Source organism: Ruegeria sp. G5 (assembly GCF_056533365.1).
Window position 1 is genome coordinate 268,898 of record NZ_JBQFOK010000001.1, and the last position, 17,169, is coordinate 286,066.

Annotated in this window: 14 protein-coding genes; 10 read left to right on the forward strand and 4 right to left on the reverse strand. The window is 58.3% G+C overall.

What is annotated here, in order from left to right; all coding sequences use genetic code 11:
• Positions 1 to 26: 26 nt before the first annotated feature.
• The 4 genes from ACR0BD_RS01300 (at position 27) to polA (ending at position 4,474) form a co-directional block, all read left to right on the forward strand.
• Positions 27 to 206, forward strand: a complete 180-nt coding sequence (locus ACR0BD_RS01300) for a zinc-finger domain-containing protein (protein WP_480695766.1) — start codon at positions 27 to 29, stop codon at positions 204 to 206.
• Between the two features lie 71 nt (positions 207 to 277).
• Entirely contained in the window at positions 278 to 940 is a 663-nt protein-coding gene (locus ACR0BD_RS01305) for a YrbL family protein (RefSeq protein ID WP_480695764.1), read from the forward strand.
• A gap of 194 nt (positions 941 to 1,134) precedes the next feature.
• Entirely contained in the window at positions 1,135 to 1,605 is a 471-nt protein-coding gene (locus tag ACR0BD_RS01310) for a hypothetical protein (RefSeq protein WP_480695762.1), read from the forward strand.
• 70 nt (positions 1,606 to 1,675) lie between these two features.
• Positions 1,676 to 4,474, forward strand: a complete 2,799-nt coding sequence (gene polA, locus ACR0BD_RS01315) for a DNA polymerase I (RefSeq protein ID WP_480828437.1) — start codon at positions 1,676 to 1,678, stop codon at positions 4,472 to 4,474.
• A gap of 36 nt (positions 4,475 to 4,510) precedes the next feature.
• Here polA and ACR0BD_RS01320 read toward each other — a convergent pair whose 3' ends face one another.
• Positions 4,511 to 4,741 (reverse strand): DUF2798 domain-containing protein, encoded by a 231-nt coding sequence (locus tag ACR0BD_RS01320; RefSeq protein WP_480695758.1) that lies wholly within the window; start codon positions 4,739 to 4,741, stop codon positions 4,511 to 4,513.
• A gap of 62 nt (positions 4,742 to 4,803) precedes the next feature.
• Positions 4,804 to 5,559: a hydroxypyruvate isomerase family protein gene (locus ACR0BD_RS01325; RefSeq protein WP_480828438.1), complete on the reverse strand. Its 756-nt coding sequence runs from the start codon at positions 5,557 to 5,559 to the stop codon at positions 4,804 to 4,806.
• Positions 5,560 to 5,561: 2 nt separating this feature from the next.
• Here ACR0BD_RS01325 and ACR0BD_RS01330 point away from each other — a divergent pair, with 2 nt between their 5' ends.
• On the forward strand, positions 5,562 to 6,677 hold the full coding sequence (locus tag ACR0BD_RS01330; protein ID WP_480828440.1) for a DMT family transporter: 1,116 nt from the start codon (positions 5,562 to 5,564) through the stop codon (positions 6,675 to 6,677).
• On the opposite strand, the gene ACR0BD_RS01335 is transcribed toward ACR0BD_RS01330, so the two are convergent.
• On the reverse strand, positions 6,674 to 7,252 hold the full coding sequence (locus ACR0BD_RS01335) for a DUF1285 domain-containing protein (RefSeq protein WP_480695753.1): 579 nt from the start codon (positions 7,250 to 7,252) through the stop codon (positions 6,674 to 6,676). The genes ACR0BD_RS01330 and ACR0BD_RS01335 overlap by 4 nt on opposite strands.
• A gap of 64 nt (positions 7,253 to 7,316) precedes the next feature.
• Between ACR0BD_RS01335 and ACR0BD_RS01340 the strand changes: the two genes are divergently transcribed.
• From ACR0BD_RS01340 to ACR0BD_RS01355, 4 genes are read left to right on the forward strand one after another with little or no spacing between them, the layout of a single operon-like run.
• On the forward strand, positions 7,317 to 8,324 hold the full coding sequence (locus ACR0BD_RS01340) for an AAA family ATPase (RefSeq protein WP_480695751.1): 1,008 nt from the start codon (positions 7,317 to 7,319) through the stop codon (positions 8,322 to 8,324).
• On the forward strand, positions 8,321 to 9,196 hold the full coding sequence (locus ACR0BD_RS01345; RefSeq protein WP_480695749.1) for a DUF58 domain-containing protein: 876 nt from the start codon (positions 8,321 to 8,323) through the stop codon (positions 9,194 to 9,196). The genes ACR0BD_RS01340 and ACR0BD_RS01345 overlap by 4 nt, the downstream gene beginning before the upstream one ends.
• The gene (locus ACR0BD_RS01350; RefSeq protein ID WP_480828442.1) at positions 9,193 to 11,955 is read left to right on the forward strand and encodes a DUF4159 domain-containing protein; all 2,763 of its coding nucleotides are present in this window, start codon (positions 9,193 to 9,195) and stop codon (positions 11,953 to 11,955) included. Before ACR0BD_RS01345 ends, ACR0BD_RS01350 begins: the two co-directional genes overlap by 4 nt.
• On the forward strand, positions 11,952 to 13,994 hold the full coding sequence (locus ACR0BD_RS01355) for a hypothetical protein (protein ID WP_480828444.1): 2,043 nt from the start codon (positions 11,952 to 11,954) through the stop codon (positions 13,992 to 13,994). Before ACR0BD_RS01350 ends, ACR0BD_RS01355 begins: the two co-directional genes overlap by 4 nt.
• On the opposite strand, the gene ACR0BD_RS01360 is transcribed toward ACR0BD_RS01355, so the two are convergent.
• Positions 13,995 to 14,846, reverse strand: a complete 852-nt coding sequence (locus ACR0BD_RS01360; protein ID WP_480828446.1) for a 2-keto-4-pentenoate hydratase — start codon at positions 14,844 to 14,846, stop codon at positions 13,995 to 13,997. It lies immediately after the preceding gene.
• 118 nt (positions 14,847 to 14,964) lie between these two features.
• Here ACR0BD_RS01360 and ACR0BD_RS01365 point away from each other — a divergent pair, with 118 nt between their 5' ends.
• Positions 14,965 to 17,169, forward strand: coding sequence for a response regulator (locus tag ACR0BD_RS01365; RefSeq protein WP_480828447.1), 2,205 nt, complete (start codon positions 14,965 to 14,967; stop codon positions 17,167 to 17,169).

The following is a 17,169-nucleotide window of genomic DNA, read 5'->3' on the forward strand; positions in this document are numbered from 1 at the left end:
CGACAACCGAAGAAGGATCGCCAGCCGTGACCATCGAAGCGCCGGAAACCAAGATCGTCGAAACCGCCCGTGTCGCCTGTGACGGTGGCGAAGGTGCGTTGGGCCATCCGCGCGTGTGGTTGCAAATCCCCGAAGACACCGGTTGGGTCGAATGCCCGTATTGCGATTGCAAATACATCCTGAAGGGCTCGCAGGCTGACAGCTGACCATCATTGCGTGCCAGATCACAGCCTTTCGGCCCTGTGAACCAGAACCGTTCTTTTAACAGGAAGGCCCGATGTTGTTTGCCCTTGATCAACTGCAGCTTTCTGACGGGGACCTTCTGACAAAAGGTGGCCATCGCGACGTCTATGCGTATCCTGATCAGCCCGGGTTGCTGGTCAAAGTCACCCGCCCGCGTACCCGAAAGAACAGATCTTTCGTAAAACGTTTGGTACGGCGCCTTTTGCCCGACTCGCACTACCGAAACGCGCTCAAGGAAATTGAATGCGAAATGCAGGCGGCTTTGAAGATCGGAGATGAAATTTCGCGGTTGCCCCTGGCGCGTTGCTTCGGGGTGGCGCAAACGAATTTCGGACCTGGCGTGGTTGTGGAGAAAGTCACGTCTGCCGACGGTCAGCTTTCCGATCACCTGTCCACCTTATGCGCAAAAAATGCGTTGACTGCTGAGATGCTGGAGCAACTGAACAGCTTCGCGCAAAAGCTGTTTCAACTGCAGATCGTGGGGCGAGATATCCATGAAAAAAACATCGTCCACGGGTTGCGGGATAAAACCCCGATGTTTTTCCTGATTGACGGGTATGGCGAGCGGAACCTGGTACCTTTGCGCAGTCTCAGTCGCATGTTGAACGATCGTTCGCTGAACAAGCAAATGCATTCTATCGCTGGAAAAGTCGGGCTGCATTGGGACAAAAACAGCAGAGCCTTCCGAAACTCATAAAGTTGGTGTGCGTGTATCTTTGGGTCTACTTGGCATCCACTAAATTAAGACAGGCTGATTTCCTATTCCGCGCGGGGTCGGTTATGTCCCCCAAAGCACAGACTTAGCCTTTTTCCGCGCGTGCTTTGTCCCCGCCCAAGTCTTGCCGTGATTTTTGTGTTACTGGTTTTCAAAAGTTGTTTTGGGTGAGTTTTATGACCGACGTTGCCACCAACGACACAGCCAGCCCGGTTTTCGGCTGGATCGGGTTTTGTATCTCTGCTTTGGCATTGTTTGCCGCTTTGTTCGTGTTTTGGGCAGGGCCGTTTGCGCCCCAGCAATCAACGGGGGTAACCCTTGGTGAACTGGCGGCCGAGATCGGGAAATCGACCCTGCGCGCCGCTACCGGGGCCGAGCAGCCCGAGCCCGTAGCCCGAGCACGCGATCTGGACGATTTTCTGCAAATCGGTGTGGCGATGCTGGGCGGGTTGGCGATTGTTGTTTCGGTCATCGGCATCCTGCGCCACGAAAAACGCCGACCAGCCATTGCAGGTATGGTCATTGGCGTCGGTGCAATCCTGTTTCAGTTTTTCGCCTTTGCGTTTTTTGCCTTCCTCGGTGTGCTGGTCATCATGGCGCTGGTACACAGTTTTTCGGACGTTTTCAGCGGCCTCTTTGGGGGCTAGGACACGTTCCTGACTGGTCACTTGCGCGGCCCTGTGGCAGAACCATCCCTGACCGACAGGGAGAGCGCGCATGAGCAATTTCGGAAAAGGGTGTCACCTGCATCTGATCGACGGATCGGCCTTTATTTTCAGGGCCTATCACGCGCTGCCCCCATTGACCCGCAAATCGGATGGCTTGCCGATTGGTGCGGTCTCGGGCTTTTGCAACATGTTGCAGAAATATGTTGAGGGGAACGCTGGGCCCGATGCGCCGACCCATGTTGCGGTGATCTTTGACAAGGGCTCGCATACGTTCCGCAATGACCTGTATGACCTTTATAAAGCCAACCGCGAGGCGATGCCCGAAGACCTGCGCCCGCAGATGCCCCTGACCCGCGAGGCAACGCGCGCCTTCAATATCGCCTGCAAAGAGTTGGAGGGGTACGAGGCCGACGACATCATCGCCACGCTGGCCGTTCAGGCGCGCAAGGCCGGGGGGCGGGTGACCATCGTCAGCTCGGACAAGGACCTGATGCAGTTGGTGGGCGACGGCGTTGAGATGCTGGACGCAATGAAGAACAAGCGCATCGACCGGGATGGGGTGTTCGAGAAATTCGGGGTCGGCCCCGAACGCGTGGTCGATGTGCAGGCGCTGGCCGGGGATTCGGTGGACAATGTTCCGGGGGCTCCGGGCATCGGGGTCAAGACGGCGGCTTTGCTGATCAACGAATATGGCGATCTGGAAACGCTGCTGGACCGCGCCGAAGAGATCAAACAGCCCAAACGCCGCCAGACCCTGATCGAAAAGCGCGACCAGATTGAGCTGTCGAAAAAGCTGGTGCAACTGGACGAAAACACTCCGCTGGATTTCACGCTGGACGATCTTGAGGTGAAAGACCCCGACGCCGAAACCCTGCTGGGTTTTCTGGCGGATATGGAGTTCCGCACCCTCACCAAACGCATTGCGGACAAGCTGGGGGCCGAGGCGCCGGTGATTGCCGACGCGCCCGCGCCGGTCGCTGAGGTGGAAGAGGCCGAGGCGCTGCCCTTTGATGCCTCGAAATACGAATGCGTGCGGGACGCAGGGGCGCTGCAAAAATGGATCGATCAGGCGTACGAACGGGGCTGGGTCGCGGTCGATACTGAAACCACCGGCCTGAATGAGATGATCGCTGATCTGGTTGGTATCTCGCTGTGCGTTGAGGCCGGTGAAGCCTGTTACATCCCGCTGACCCACCGCGATGGTGCGGCGGATGATCTGTTTGGCTCAGACGCGCTGGCCGAGGGACAGATGCCACTGAATGAGGCTCTAACGCTGCTGAAACCGCTGCTTGAGGACCCGTCGATCCTGAAAATTGGGCAGAACATGAAATACGACGCCAAGATTTTCGCGCGTTATGGTGTGAGTGTTACCCCTATCGATGACACGATGCTGATGTCCTACGCGATGCATGGCGGTGAGCATGGGCATGGCATGGATACCCTGTCGGAACGTTATCTGAGTCATACGCCCATTCCGATCAAACCCCTGCTGGGCTCGGGCAAATCGGCGATCACCTTTGACAAAGTGCCGATTGATGAGGCCACCGCTTATGCGGCCGAGGATGCGGATATAACGCTGCGTCTGTGGAAGCTGTTCAAACCGCAACTGCATCAGGTTCAGGTGACGACGGTTTATGAAACGCTGGAGCGTCCTCTGGTACCGGTCCTCAAAGAAATGGAGATGCACGGCATCAAGGTCGACCGCGATGTGCTGTCCCGTATGTCCAACGCGTTTGCGCAGAAAATGGCCGGGTTAGAGGCTGAAATTCACGAACTGGCCGGTGAGAACTTCAATGTCGGCTCACCCGCGCAACTGGGTGAGATTCTGTTCGACAAAATGGGGCTTGAGGGCGGCAAGAAGGGCAAGACCGGGAAGTATTCGACCGGGGCGGACATTCTGGAAGACCTAGCCACCGAACACGAATTGCCCCGCCGGGTGCTGGACTGGCGTCAGCTCTCCAAACTAAAATCGACCTACACGGATGCGCTTCAGACCCATATCAACCCGGACACGGGGCGGGTGCATACGTCTTATTCGATCACCGGTGCAAACACCGGCCGTCTGGCCTCGACCGATCCGAATCTGCAGAACATTCCGGTGCGCACCGAAGAAGGCCGCCGAATTCGCGAGGCGTTTATCGCCGAGCCGGGCAATGTGATGGTCAGCCTCGACTATAGCCAGATCGAGCTGCGGATTCTGGCCCATATCGCCGACATTCCGGCGCTGAAACAGGCGTTCACAGATGGATTGGACATCCACGCGATGACCGCGTCCGAAATGTTCGATGTCCCGCTGGATGAAATGACGCCAGATATCCGTCGTCAGGCCAAGGCGATCAACTTTGGTGTGATCTACGGCATCTCGGGTTTCGGTCTGGCGCGTAACCTGCGTATTCCGCGGGCTGAGGCGCAAGGTTTCATTGACCGCTATTTCGAACGTTTCCCGGGGATCAGAGCCTATATGGACGACACGGTCGCCTTCGCGAAGGAGAATGGATACGTGCAGACCCTGTTCGGACGCAAAATCCACACGCCCGAAATCAATGCCAAGGGGCCGCATGCCGGTTTCTCACGCCGCGCGGCGATTAATGCGCCGATTCAAGGCACGGCAGCGGACGTCATCCGACGTGCCATGGTGAGAATGCCGAAGGCGATCAACGGGCTTCCCGCAAAGATGCTGTTGCAGGTCCATGACGAATTGCTGTTCGAAGTGGCCGAGGATGCAGTTGATCAGGTCGTCGGCGTGGCGCGGCAAGTCATGGAAGGCGCGTGTGATCCTGCCGTGAAACTGGATGTGAAGCTGAGTGTTGATGCGGGTCAGGGTGCGAACTGGGCCGAGGCTCATTAAGGGTCGCACGAACCCTCGGGTCTATTTCGCGGCGAGTCAGTCCTGAGATTTCACCAACGAGTCCACCAGCCGGTGAACCGTTGGACCCAGGATAAAGATCACTGTAAACGCGATGGGCCAGCAAAATCCCCAAGACGCCATCCAGTCATTAAAGGTAGTTGGGCCCAGCCCCAAAGCCTTGACCGTGGCAATGCCAGTGACAATGCAAGACATCAGCCCCGACATGATCAGGCAAAACACAATGCGGGAAAAGCGAGCAGGGATCATCACACACTTCCTTGAGGCCGTTACGATGGTATCTGCGCGATTTTTCACGAAAAGACCAGATATCAGAGGTGTATCCATCCCAAACTGTTGAAAGTTTGCGTCGTCGAAGGCGTGTATTCGGCACTAACCCACCCGCCATAGCCTTTTTCGTCGAACGCGGAAAACAGGGCTGCGAAATCTGTCGGACCGCGTCCGGGCTCGGATCGGTCCGGGGCTGCTCCGATCTGCGCGTGCGAAACTAGAGGGTGAAAGCGATTCCAGACGTCCAGCGCGTCTCCGTGGATCATGTGTGCGTGAAAGCTGTCATATTGCAAACCGACATTCGGGCGATCTACCCGACCCAGAACCTCAGCGGCCAGATCGTAGTCGTTCAGGAAGTAGTCGGGCTGGGAAACGGGATTAAGGGGTTCGATCGTGAAACTTTGCCGAGGCGCAAAGTCAGCAGCCCACTGCAGGTTCTGGACAAAAGCATCCAGTGCATCCGGCCCGGACGCATATCCCGACATAATATGGATAAGCCCGGGTTTCAGCAGGTCGGCATAGCGCATGACACGCCGTATGTCGGATTGAAACCGATCCTTGCCCCCCGGAACAGCCGCGTATCCTGGCGTGCCGCCGGTGTAGTTTGGCGGCGGTGCATTGATCAAAACAAGCTCAAGACCGTTTGCCAAAAGCGCCCGGCGGGTTTCCTTGGCGGCCAGTTCATACGGAAATAGAATCTCGACCGCTTGGAATCCGGCTTCGGCTGCGGCTTGAAACCGGTCGAGGTAAGGTAGCTCTGCAAAGAGCAGCGATATGTTGGCAGCAAATTTCGGCATTGGTGTTCCCGGACATCTTATTGCCGGACCTTAGCTGTAGCGAATGCGCGGTAAAAGAGACTGAAAACGACAGATTGTCGAAAACCGGCCAGATCGCCCGGCGCGAATCAGGAACCTTTGCCGAAACGCTGCAGACTATTTCCGATCAGCGTCCAAACAGTAGGTCTGACAACATGGCTTGTGGCCCTGAACCCGTGCGCGGGGATAACCTTTCTGTATCGCTTGGGCGACGTCCCGCCCTATCCGGCAACGGCCTTGCGGTTGCTTCTATGCTGACATGGGCCGCGGGATTTCCGGCGGCAGAGGTGTTGCTGCAAACCTGGCCGCCTGTGGCTCTTTTGGTCGCAAGGTTAGGCTTGGCCGTTCTTTTTATGGTCCCGCTGTGGTTTTGGCTCGACGGTCCAAGCCGGGTGCTTCGGGCCCGTTGGGGGCATGCGATGCTGGTCGGTGGCTTTGGTATTGGGGGCGGAATGTTCCTGATCATCGTCGCGCAGAAGCTGACGGATCCCGTGACGGTCGCCATCATTGCCTCATGCGCCCCGTTGATGGCCACTATATTGGAACTGGCGGCGGGAACGCGGCGGTTGCGCTGGAATTTCGCCTTGGGCGTGATTGTGTCGATCATCGGGGGTCTGATTGCCACCAGTGCGTTGATGCCGGCCCAGCTTGGGCTGGGCGCGATTTGTGCAGTTGTCTCTACAGGCCTTTTTTGCTGGGCAAGCATGGCAACTGCGCGAGACTTCCCAGAGCTTAGTCAGACCGGACGCACCACGATTACCTTTGTCGGTGGCCTGATAGTGGCTGCGCTGTTGCTGTTTGGGGCGGCCCAGTTTGGAATGGATGTTTTGCCGACCGCGCAGTTTGACATGCGCCAAGCCGGGATGCTTGTGATGTATTCGCTCATCGCGATGGGGTTGAGCCAGGTGCTTTTCATCGCGTCCATAAGCCGGATTGGCGTCGCCTTGTCCGCGTTTCACATCAACATTGCGCCGTTTTACGTGATGTTGATCATGTTGGTCATGGGCGAAGACTGGAACTGGACCCGCGCTTTTGGTGCCGCGATCGTGGCTGTAGCCGTGATTTTGGCACAGGATCGGCGGGGCACCCGCCCCACCTAATCAGGCAAATCCTGGGACCGGATCAGTGGAAAGAACTGGCCCGAGGACCAAATGCCGAACCACTCATCATCATGCTCTGCTATGTCGACCAGCCGATAAAAGCTCTTGCGGTCGATCCGGGCCTCAAGGTTTGCGCGCACCAATATATAAGGTGACGGCTCCTCCGTTTCCGGGTCAATGACAATCCGGATAGGATGATCCGGCCCAGCGGTGGCTGTGTCCCCCACAAGCGTCGAGAAAGTTAGTTTTTGAGCCTGCCCAGATCCTTCAACGTCGAAATCCACGGCTACGAACGGCGCATCTTCGACGGTGATTCCCACCTTTTCGACCGGGGTGACGAGGTAATATTTGCCCCCTTCTTTCTTAAGAATTGAGGAAAATAGCTTCACAAGCTCGAACCGGTTGATGGGCGACCCTAAGTAACTCCAGGTGCCATCTTTGGCGATCCGGATGTCCAGATCGCCACAAAACGGAGGATTCCACAGGTGAACCGGGGGTAAGCCCCGTGTTTTCGCGGCTTGAACTGATGCCGCAATGCCATCAGGAGAGGGTGTCACAGGTTTTTGTCCGCTCATTACTTTTGCCATTTCCTTTTCGCGCGATACACTTCAACCATATTAGTCCACGGAAGGGAAAGTCATGACCGAACCTGCCGACCTCGTGTCCGAGATCGAAGCGCTGGAAACCAAACTGCAAGAGGCCAAGTCCTCGATCACCCGCCGCTTTATCGGACAGGAGAGGGTCGTGGACCTGACGCTGACCGCGCTGTTGTGTGGCGGGCATGCTTTGCTGATCGGTCTGCCCGGTCTGGGCAAAACGCGACTGGTCGAGACATTGTCGACCGTCATGGGTCTGCACGGCAATCGCATCCAGTTCACACCAGACCTGATGCCCGCCGATATTCTGGGGTCCGAGGTTCTGGATACCGCCGAAGATGGCAGTCGCCACTTCCGGTTCATTTCCGGTCCGATCTTTTGCCAGCTGCTGATGGCGGATGAGATCAACCGCGCCAGCCCCCGGACGCAGTCGGCGCTGCTGCAGGCGATGCAAGAACGCACTGTGACGGTGGCGGGCGAGGATCGCTCGCTTGGCACACCGTTTCACGTGCTGGCCACGCAGAACCCGATTGAACAAGAGGGCACCTATCCGCTGCCCGAGGCGCAGTTGGACCGCTTCCTTGTGCAGATCGACGTGGAATATCCCGATCGCCAGACCGAGCGTGACATTCTGCTGGCGACCACGGGCGTCGAAGAAGATGACGCGCATGAGATTTTCACCAAAGAAGAATTACTAGCCGCGCAGGTTTTGTTGCGGCGCATGCCGGTGGGCGACTCGGTCGTTGAACTGATCCTTGATCTGGTCCGCGCGTTCCGCCCGGACGAGGCGGGCGTGTCTGAACGTGTGGCCGAAACCGTCGCTTGGGGCCCTGGCCCACGTGCGGCACAGGCCCTGATGATGACGGTGCGTGCGCGCGCAATGCTGCAGGGGCGTCTGGCGCCCAATGCCGAGGATGTTCTGGACATGGCCCGCCCGGTGCTAAGCCACCGGATGGCGCTGAACTTTGCGGCGCGGGCGCGTGGCGACAATCTTGCTGATCTGATCGAGTCCACCGCAGCCGGGCTGATCCGCACCGAGGCTGCGGCGTGAATGCTGCGCTGACCCTTCGTGAAAGATCCGAGGCCGAAGCGTCTCGGTTGCCGCCGCTTTTGGCGCGCGCCGAGCATTTGGCCGGTACGGTATTGCTGGGGGATCACGGGCGCAGGCGGTCAGGATTGGGTGACGATTTCTGGCAATATCGCCCAGCGCAGATCGGTGACAGCCGCCGGATGATCGACCATCGCCGTTCGGCGCGTGGCGATCAGCAATTTGTGCGGGAACGCGAATGGCAGATTGCACAATCGGTCATGCTGTGGATCGATCAGGGTGCGTCGATGCGGTTTGCATCTGACAAGGGCCTGCCGACCAAGGCTGACCGGGCGCGGTTGTTGGGCCTGTCCACGGCCATCCTGCTGGTGCGCGGTGGTGAGCGGGTGGGCCTGACCGGCACCACCTTACCGCCAAGACGGGGTAACGCTCAGATTGTTCGTCTCGCGCAAGCGTGGTCCGAGGACTCAGAGACAGACTATGCCCCACCTGAACATCGGGCCATGATCCCACATGCCCGGGCCGTGTTTATCTCGGATTTCCTTGGTCCAATGGACGAAGTTGAGCTGGCGCTGACCAAGGCCGCTGACCGCGGCGTGCGTGGCGTTCTGTTACAGGTGCTTGATCCAACAGAAGAAAGCTTCCCCTACCGCGGGCGCACTATTTTCGAGAGCGTCGGCGGCACGACCCGTCATGAAACGCTCAAAGCCGGAGAGTTGCGAGACCGCTATCTAGAACGTCTTGCGGCACGCAAGGATGCGCTGACGCAACTGTGCCGTGCAACGGGCTGGCAGCTTGGCCTGCACCATACGGGTGACAGCGCACAAGCGGCTCTGTTGTGGCTTTATCGTGCGCTGGATCGGGGGTCGGTATGACAGTTCTTGCGGGCATCGGATTCACCGCGCCCTGGATTTTGATGGGCCTTCTGACGCTGCCAATTCTGTGGTTGATCCTGCGCGCTGTGCCGCCCGCGCCGATCCGGCGGCTGTTCCCGGCGGTAACACTGCTGTTGGGGCTGAAGGATGAGGAAAGCGTTTCGGACCGCACCCCTTGGTGGCTACTGCTGCTGCGGATGTTGGCCGCTGCGGCAATCATTATTGGATTGGCCGGACCGGTTCTGAACCCATCTCGCGACCAAGCCGGGTCGGGGCCGCTGATGCTGGTTCTGGACGCCAGCTGGGCGGGCGCGACACGGTGGTCGTCGACCCTTGATCAGGTTGATGCACAATTGACCGAGGCTGGTCGTGCGGGTCGCACCGTTGCGATTCTCAGCCTCACTGAACCAGAAGTTCCGGTTTTTCAAACCGCCGAAGACTGGCGCGGTCGGTTGCCCGGATTGACACCCACCCCATGGCAGCCGTCTGACGCACAGATTGACCAGGTTCTGTCGCTGCTCGACCAGGTGGACGGCGGATTTGATACGCATTGGTTTAGCGACCGTCTGGCGTTTGATCGCCAAGATGCTGTTCTGTCTGCGCTACAGGGCCGGGGTGATGTGACTGTCTATCAATCTCAGGCACCTGTTGTTGCCATTCAGCCTGCAGCCTATCAGGACGGTGTCATTCAGCTTACCGCACAGCGAGCCGAGGCAGGCCCGGCCGAGACGATCACCGTTTTGGCGCAGGGCCGAGACCCGGCAGGCGCGATGCGTGTGTTGCAATCGGCCGAGATGGAGTTTGCCAGTGGCGAAACGCGCGCGCAGGTCGAGTTGGCTCTGCCATCCGAATTGCGGGCACGGATCACCCGGTTTGAGATTCAGGGACAACGGTCCGCCGGGGCCGTAACCTTGACTGATGATAGCCTGCGCCGTCGCGAGGTCTCGTTGATTGCGGGGACGCTGAACCGGGAAGGTTTGGAATTGCTGTCCCCGCTGCATTACCTGACGCAAGTTCTGATCCCGACAGCCGATTTTGTCGAGGGCGGCTTGCTGGATGTTCTTCCTGCGAACCCGGATGTCATTGTGCTGGCCGATGTGGCCAAACTGTCTGATGGCGAACAAGAGGCCGTTATCGAATGGGTCGAGCAAGGCGGCCTGTTGTTGCGCTTTGCCGGGCCGCGAATGGCGGCCAGCGATTTGGGCCGCGATGCCGAAGACGAACTGTTGCCCGTTCGGTTGCGGAGTGGCGGACGCTCAGTCGGTGGCGCGATGAGCTGGGGGGAAGCAAAGGGTTTGGCACCTTTTACCGAAAACTCTCCATTTTTCGGTTTGAAAGTGCCTGAGGATGTCTCGGTCACGACACAGGTGATGGCACAACCGGACCCCAACCTTGCAGACCGCGTGATTGCATCCCTTTCGGACGGAACGCCATTGGTGACGCGCAAGGCGCTGGGCTTGGGGCAGGTTGTGCTGTTCCATGTGACGGCTGATGCAGAATGGTCCAGTTTGCCGCTGTCCGGTCTGTTCGTCGAAATGTTGGACCGGCTGGCTGTCGCGTCGGCTGCAAAGTCTCGACAGGAGTCCCAGTTGCAAGGCACGACCTGGGAACCCATTCAGGTGATGGACGGGTTCGGCAGTCTTTCTGATGCCAGCAATCTGCCCGGCGTGGACGGGGTGGCATTGGTGTCAGGTGATATCGGGCCCGAGCTGCAACCGGGACTTTACGAAAGTGGCAAGCAGAAACTGGCGCTGAATATTCTGTCGGAAGAGTCTGAGCTGACTCCGGTCTCTTGGCCTGCCGATGTGCCAATCAAAGGGCAGGAGGTCAGCACCGAAACTCCGATCGGGGGAATTTTGCTGAGCCTGGCTCTGCTGCTGTTGACCATCGACGTGCTCGCATCGCTGGCTTTGTCAGGGCGGCTTGGTTTGGCGCGTGCAGCAGCGATGGCGCTGGGCGCGATGCTGATTGCCCCTGAGTTACAGGCGCAGACGCCTGAAGATACCGAATTTGCCCTGAACGCGACGCAGGAACTTGTTCTGGCGCATGTTCTGACCGGCAATGCACAGGTGGATGACATTGCGGGCGCCGGAATGCGCGGGCTTGCGCAGACGTTGTTCTATCGCACTTCGGTCGAGCCGGCAGAACCTTTTGGGGTGGATCTTGAACGTGATGAACTGGCGTTCTTCCCATTACTCTACTGGCCGGTTACGCCGGATCAGCCGCATCCCTCGGCCGAGGCATATTCCAAGCTGAACGCCTATCTGCGCTCAGGTGGGATGATCCTGTTCGATACCCGCGACGCTGATGTTGCCCGCTTTGGCGCGGCAAGTCCCAATGGGCGTAAATTGCAGCAGCTGGCGGCACCGCTGAATATCCCGTCGTTAGAGCCTGTGCCGCGCGATCACGTGTTAACGCGCGCCTTTTACCTGCTGCAGGATTTTCCGGGCCGTTATGCTGGCACAGATGTCTGGGTCGAAGCTGCGCCATTGGATGCCGAGCAAATCGAAGGGATGCCGTTCCGCAACCTCAATGACAACGTGACGCCGGTTGTTATCGGTGGAAACGACTGGGCCGGGGCGTGGGCTGTTGATCGCAATGGTCAAGCTTTGTTGCCGGTTGGTCGTGGCTATGCCGGGGAACGTCAGCGCGAGCTGGCAAACCGATTTGGTGTCAATCTGGTGATGCATGTGCTGACCGGGAATTACAAATCTGATCAGGTCCATGTGCCTGCACTATTGGACAGGTTGGGACAATGACCGGAACCGTTATCTTTGATCCGCTGATCCCGTGGCAGGTGCTGGTGATTGTCGCCTTGGTTGCGATGGCAGGTGTGGTCTTGGCGCTTTGGCGCGGGTTGTCCGGCTGGGCTTTGCGTGGCCTTGCAGCGCTTGTGGTAATTGCAGCGCTGTCCGGCCCTGTCTATCAGGTCGAGGACCGCGCGCCGCTGACAGATATCGTCTTGATGATCGAGGATGAAAGCGCCAGCCAGACGCTATCGGACCGGGCGGATCAGACCGCCCGCGCTGCCGAGGATCTGGCCGCCGAGATTGAATCCCGCGACAACACCGAACTTCGACGCATTAAGGTTGGCGATGGCGACGGCGATCAGGGGACGCAAATCATGGCAGCGCTGAACGAAGCGCTGGCCGAGGAACCCCGCGCGCGCATTGCCGGGGTTCTGGTTCTGTCAGACGGGATCGTACACGACGCCGATCAGGCACCCGACCTGCCTGCGCCGATGCACCTGTTGCAGACAGGTCGTACATCCGATTGGGACCGCAGGCTTATTGTGCGCAACGCACCGGCCTTTGCCATCATTGGTGAACCCGTCACGCTGACATTGAGGGTCGAAGACAGCGGCGCTGCCCCCGCTGGGGCCGTGACCGCGCCGCTTGAAATTTCAGTCGACGGTGCCGAACCGGATGAATACACAATCCCGATCGGCGTGGACGTTGAGCTTCCGATCACTCTGCCCCACGGCGGCAGGAACGTGCTGCAATTCACCGTCCCACAGGCCGAAGGTGAATTGACTGACCGGAACAACACGGCGCTGATCCAGATGAACGGGGTGCGTGACCGGCTGCGTGTTCTGTTGGTGTCCGGAGAGCCCCATCCCGGTGGCCGGACTTGGCGCAACCTACTGAAATCGGACAGCTCGGTTGATCTGGTGCATTTCACCATTCTGCGCCCGCCAGAAAAACAGGATGGCGTCCCGGTCGACGAGCTGTCGCTGATCGCATTCCCGACACGCGAGCTGTTTCTCGAGAAGATCAACGATTTCGACCTGATCATCTTCGACCGCTACAAGCGTCGGGGCATTCTGCCCGCGATCTATCTGGACAACGTCAACAACTACATCAACGACGGCGGGGCAGTTCTTGTTGCCGCGGGTCCTGATTTTGCGACAGCCGACAGTATCTCGCGATCTCCATTGGGACCGATTTTGCCGGCGCAACCGACCGCGCGGGTCATCGAAGAACGTTTTGTCCCTTCGGTTACGGATTTGGGTCAACGCCACCCAGTGACGACCAATCTGGGCAACCCCGAGCAATGGGGCGCATGGTTGCGTCAGATTGACGTAAACCAACGCTCGGGAGAACTGTTGATGACCGGTGTCGACGATCGTCCGCTGTTGGTTCTGGATCGCGTGGGTGAGGGCCGTGTTGCAATGCTGGCCTCGGATCATGCGTGGCTATGGAGCCGCGGCTTTGAAGGGGGCGGACCGCAGCTTGAGTTGCTGCGTCGTCTTGCCCATTGGATGATGAAAGAGCCAGAACTGGAAGAAGAGGCGCTTTGGGCCGAAGCGAACGGTCAATCCATGCGCATCATTCGGCAAACGCTTGAGGATGAAGTTGGACCAGTCACCGTGACCCGACCCAATGGCGAAACACTTGAGATACCTCTGGAAGAGGTGACTCCGGGTCGTTTTGAGGCGCAGTATTATGGACCTGAGATCGGGCTCTACCGACTGCAAGAGGGTGAGTACTCTGCAGTTATCGGCCTTGGTCCGGCCGCACCAAAAGAGTTTGAGCGCACGATCAGCACGTCCGAGGTGCTTGATCCGATCCTGGCGACCCTACGCGGTGGTGCGATCCGGATAGAAGACGGCTTGCCCTCAATCCGCAACGTGCGTGAAGGACGACCGGCTTCGGGACGTGGTTGGATCGGCTTGACCCCGCGCAACGCCTATGAAACGCGGGACGTCACGCAGGCAGGGCTGCTGCCACCGTGGCTGGTCCTGTTGTTGGCTGGCGGATTTCTGGTGGGCGGCTGGTTGCGCGAAGGGCGGCGCTGATTATTCAAACACAACGCTGACCGAAGGATCACCCGGCAAACCCTGATAGGTGGCGGACGCCTGCCCTTTTGCCTTGGCTGGTGGGAAAAGTGGCCCGAAAGAACCGACTGAGATCAGGTCGCCGGGCTGAAACTCGATCCCGGTTGATGCCAGCCACAGGGCTGCGTTTGCGGGATGTCCAAGCACAGCAGTTCCCGGTGCCTGGGCCAGAACTTCGCCAGTTGCATCCTGCAGGGTAACGGTCATATCTGCCAGCGCTTTCGTCATTTCCACCGCATCTGTGACCTCGATTTCAGGGCCTAACACGCCGAGTTTAGGCGCGACGCCAATGGCGGTCAGGGTCACAGGCGTAATCGGTTCTTCGTTTGAAAGGGTAAGATCGGGCAGTTCGATGAAGGGGTGAATGGCTGCGATGTTCTGCATAACCTCCAGTGGGGTGGTCGCCTGATTGATGGCCTCATCTGCGACGACCAGGATCAAATCGGCCTCGAACACTGGACGAGCTCCCCAAGTCGTTGGGACGGATGCGCCGTCTTCCAACATCATGTCCCGGAACAAAACGCCTTGAACTGGTTCGGTCGCGCCGAATCGCTCTTGCGCGGGTGTGCTGGTTAAGCCGGCCTTATAGCCGATGACCGGGCCCAAATGCGGCTCTAACGAGGTGACAAGCTTGGCTTGGGAACATAGCGCGTCTTGCATGGTGCCGTTGGCTGACAGGGCGACTGTCGGGGTATTGGTCAGGTAATCTTGTACAAACCGATCAATTTGCGGGTCTGTTGCGCAGGCGGCACTGGCGACTTGTGCGCCAAAAATCAGAAAAAGGGCGGACGACAGACAGGTTTTTCGGGTCATGGGTGGCCTCCGATCCGAGGCGAAGTTTGCCATGGCAGCGGGACGTCAGGCAACGGTTTAAACAGTTCTTCATGCTCTGGGGTGATGCTGAGCAAGAACATGGCCGGGATCACCGATGATGAGTCTTGCAACAAAACTGGCACAGGAACGACGCGCGCGGCTGGCGGCCGAACGTTTGCTTGAGATGAAACAGGCCGAGCTGTCGGCAGCCAATCGTAAACTGGGTCTGCACGCGATGGCGTTGACCAAGCGGATCGGCGAAACGCAGGCCGAGGTCGAAACCGTTCGGGATGAAAACGAAAAGGTCAAATCTGACCTGACCCGCGCGAATGCTCAGATCGAAGTTGCCGAACGCCGCCTTTGGCATTCGATCCAGACATTCCACGACGGTTTTGCGTTCTTCGATGAAAACAATTGTCTGATCGGCGCCAATGCAGCGTATCTCAGCGTGTTTGAAGGTCTGGACGAAGTCGCGCCGGGAATTTCATATGAACGTCTGCTAGCAGTCCTGACTTCGGAGGGGTTGGTTGACTTGGGCGCCGAAACAGCTGCGGATTGGTCAACGCGCATGTTGAACCGTTGGATGCAGGCCAATCCGGAAGCCGAGGTCGTGCGTCTTTGGAACGGGCACTACATCAAACTCATCGACCAGCGCGGCAATGGCGGAGACGTGGTCAGCCTTGCGCTGAATATATCCGCATCAGTGCAGCATGAGGCCGAGCTGCGCTCGGCCCGCGAACGGGCCGAGGCCGCCAATCGCGCGAAATCGGCCTTTCTGGCCAACATGAGCCATGAAATCAGAACGCCGATGAATGGCATTGTTGGGATGACCGAATTGCTGACGGAAACCCCGTTGGATGATGAACAGCGCCTGTACCTGAACACGATCCGAAACTCGGGGGAGGCACTGCTGGTCATCATCAACGACGTCTTGGATTACTCCAAGATCGAAGCGGATAGGCTGGTTCTCCATCCCGAACAGTTTGATTTTGAACGCTGTATTCTTGAGGTCTCGATGCTGCTGCAGCCCAGTGTGCGGGACAAAGGCCTGACACTGTTGGTGGATTATGACCTATTCCTGCCGACGCTATTTGTGGGTGATCCGGGTCGCGTCCGGCAGGTCCTGACCAATCTGGTGGGCAACGCGGTCAAATTCACGGCGGATGGGCATGTATTGGTGCGCGTGACCGGTGTGCCGAATGCCGAACAACAGACCTGTGACATCCACGTTGCGATCGAAGACACAGGCATCGGCATCGAAGCCGAGAAAATCGAGCATATTTTCGGCGAATTCAATCAGGTTGAGGATGAGCGCAATCGCCAGTTCGAGGGGACTGGCTTAGGACTGGCCATCACCAAACGTCTCATCACGCTGATGGGGGGTACGATCTGGGCGGAAAGCGATCCCGGCAAGGGGTCATGCTTTGGGTTTCGCGTAACTTTGCCAACAGTTGCAGGGCCGCAGCCAGAACCGCCTGATCTGGCCGACCGTCTGTATCATGTCCTGGTCGTCGAAGGGCTGGCGGTCAACCGAGCAATTCTGGCCAAACAGCTTGACCTGCTGGGGTCGCGCGTCACGGTTTGCGCTACAGGGGGTGAGGCCTTGGCCGCTGTGGACGACAGCATAGATCTTGTGTTGTGCGACCACGACCTGCCGGACATGGATGGATTGGAATTTGTGTCTACTCTGAAGGATCGCGGGTGGCCGGACTTGCCGGTGGTGTTGATGTCAGCCAATCCCGGCTTGATCCACGCAAACCCGGCCCGCGACTTAATCGAAGGCGTTTTGCAGAAACCGATACCAAGGGTCGAGCTCTACGCTCGCTTAACGGCGTTGGGGCAACATGCGGGATCAAAGGTTGCCCGAAAGACCACGAAACCTGTCTTTGCAATGGGTGAAACAGGTCAACGTCTGATGCGTGTTCTTGCGGCGGAGGACAACAGAACCAACCAGTTGATCCTGCAAAAAATGGTTAAGGATCTGAATCTGGACCTGCGCTTTGTTGCAAACGGCACCGAAGCTGTCGAAGCCTGTTCCGAGTTTGAGCCTGATCTTGTCTTCATGGATATCTCAATGCCCAAGATGGACGGCAAACAAGCGACTGCAGAAATAAGACGACGCGAGGTTGGAACGGACCGCCATGTTCCGATCGTGGCACTTACCGCGCACGCAATGGCCGGTGATGATCAAGGTATTCTGGCAGCGGGTCTGGATCACTATCTGACCAAGCCGCTGCAAAAGCTGAAAATCCATCAGATGATCCGAACTTACCATCCGGACGGCGCGCAGCACCTGATTGTCGAGGAAGGGGAACCAAACTAG

Coding starts and splice junctions, on each gene's coding strand:
- ACR0BD_RS01305 (WP_480695764.1), top strand. CDS start 278: ATGTTGTTTGCCCTTGATCAACTGCAGCTTTCTGACGGGGACCTTCTG.
- ACR0BD_RS01310 (WP_480695762.1), top strand. CDS start 1,135: ATGACCGACGTTGCCACCAACGACACAGCCAGCCCGGTTTTCGGCTGG.
- polA (WP_480828437.1), top strand. CDS start 1,676: ATGAGCAATTTCGGAAAAGGGTGTCACCTGCATCTGATCGACGGATCG.
- ACR0BD_RS01320 (WP_480695758.1), bottom strand. CDS start 4,741: ATGATCCCTGCTCGCTTTTCCCGCATTGTGTTTTGCCTGATCATGTCG.
- ACR0BD_RS01325 (WP_480828438.1), bottom strand. CDS start 5,559: ATGCCGAAATTTGCTGCCAACATATCGCTGCTCTTTGCAGAGCTACCT.
- ACR0BD_RS01335 (WP_480695753.1), bottom strand. CDS start 7,252: ATGAGCGGACAAAAACCTGTGACACCCTCTCCTGATGGCATTGCGGCA.
- ACR0BD_RS01340 (WP_480695751.1), top strand. CDS start 7,317: ATGACCGAACCTGCCGACCTCGTGTCCGAGATCGAAGCGCTGGAAACC.
- ACR0BD_RS01350 (WP_480828442.1), top strand. CDS start 9,193: ATGACAGTTCTTGCGGGCATCGGATTCACCGCGCCCTGGATTTTGATG.
- ACR0BD_RS01355 (WP_480828444.1), top strand. CDS start 11,952: ATGACCGGAACCGTTATCTTTGATCCGCTGATCCCGTGGCAGGTGCTG.
- ACR0BD_RS01360 (WP_480828446.1), bottom strand. CDS start 14,846: ATGACCCGAAAAACCTGTCTGTCGTCCGCCCTTTTTCTGATTTTTGGC.
- ACR0BD_RS01365 (WP_480828447.1), top strand. CDS start 14,965: ATGAGTCTTGCAACAAAACTGGCACAGGAACGACGCGCGCGGCTGGCG.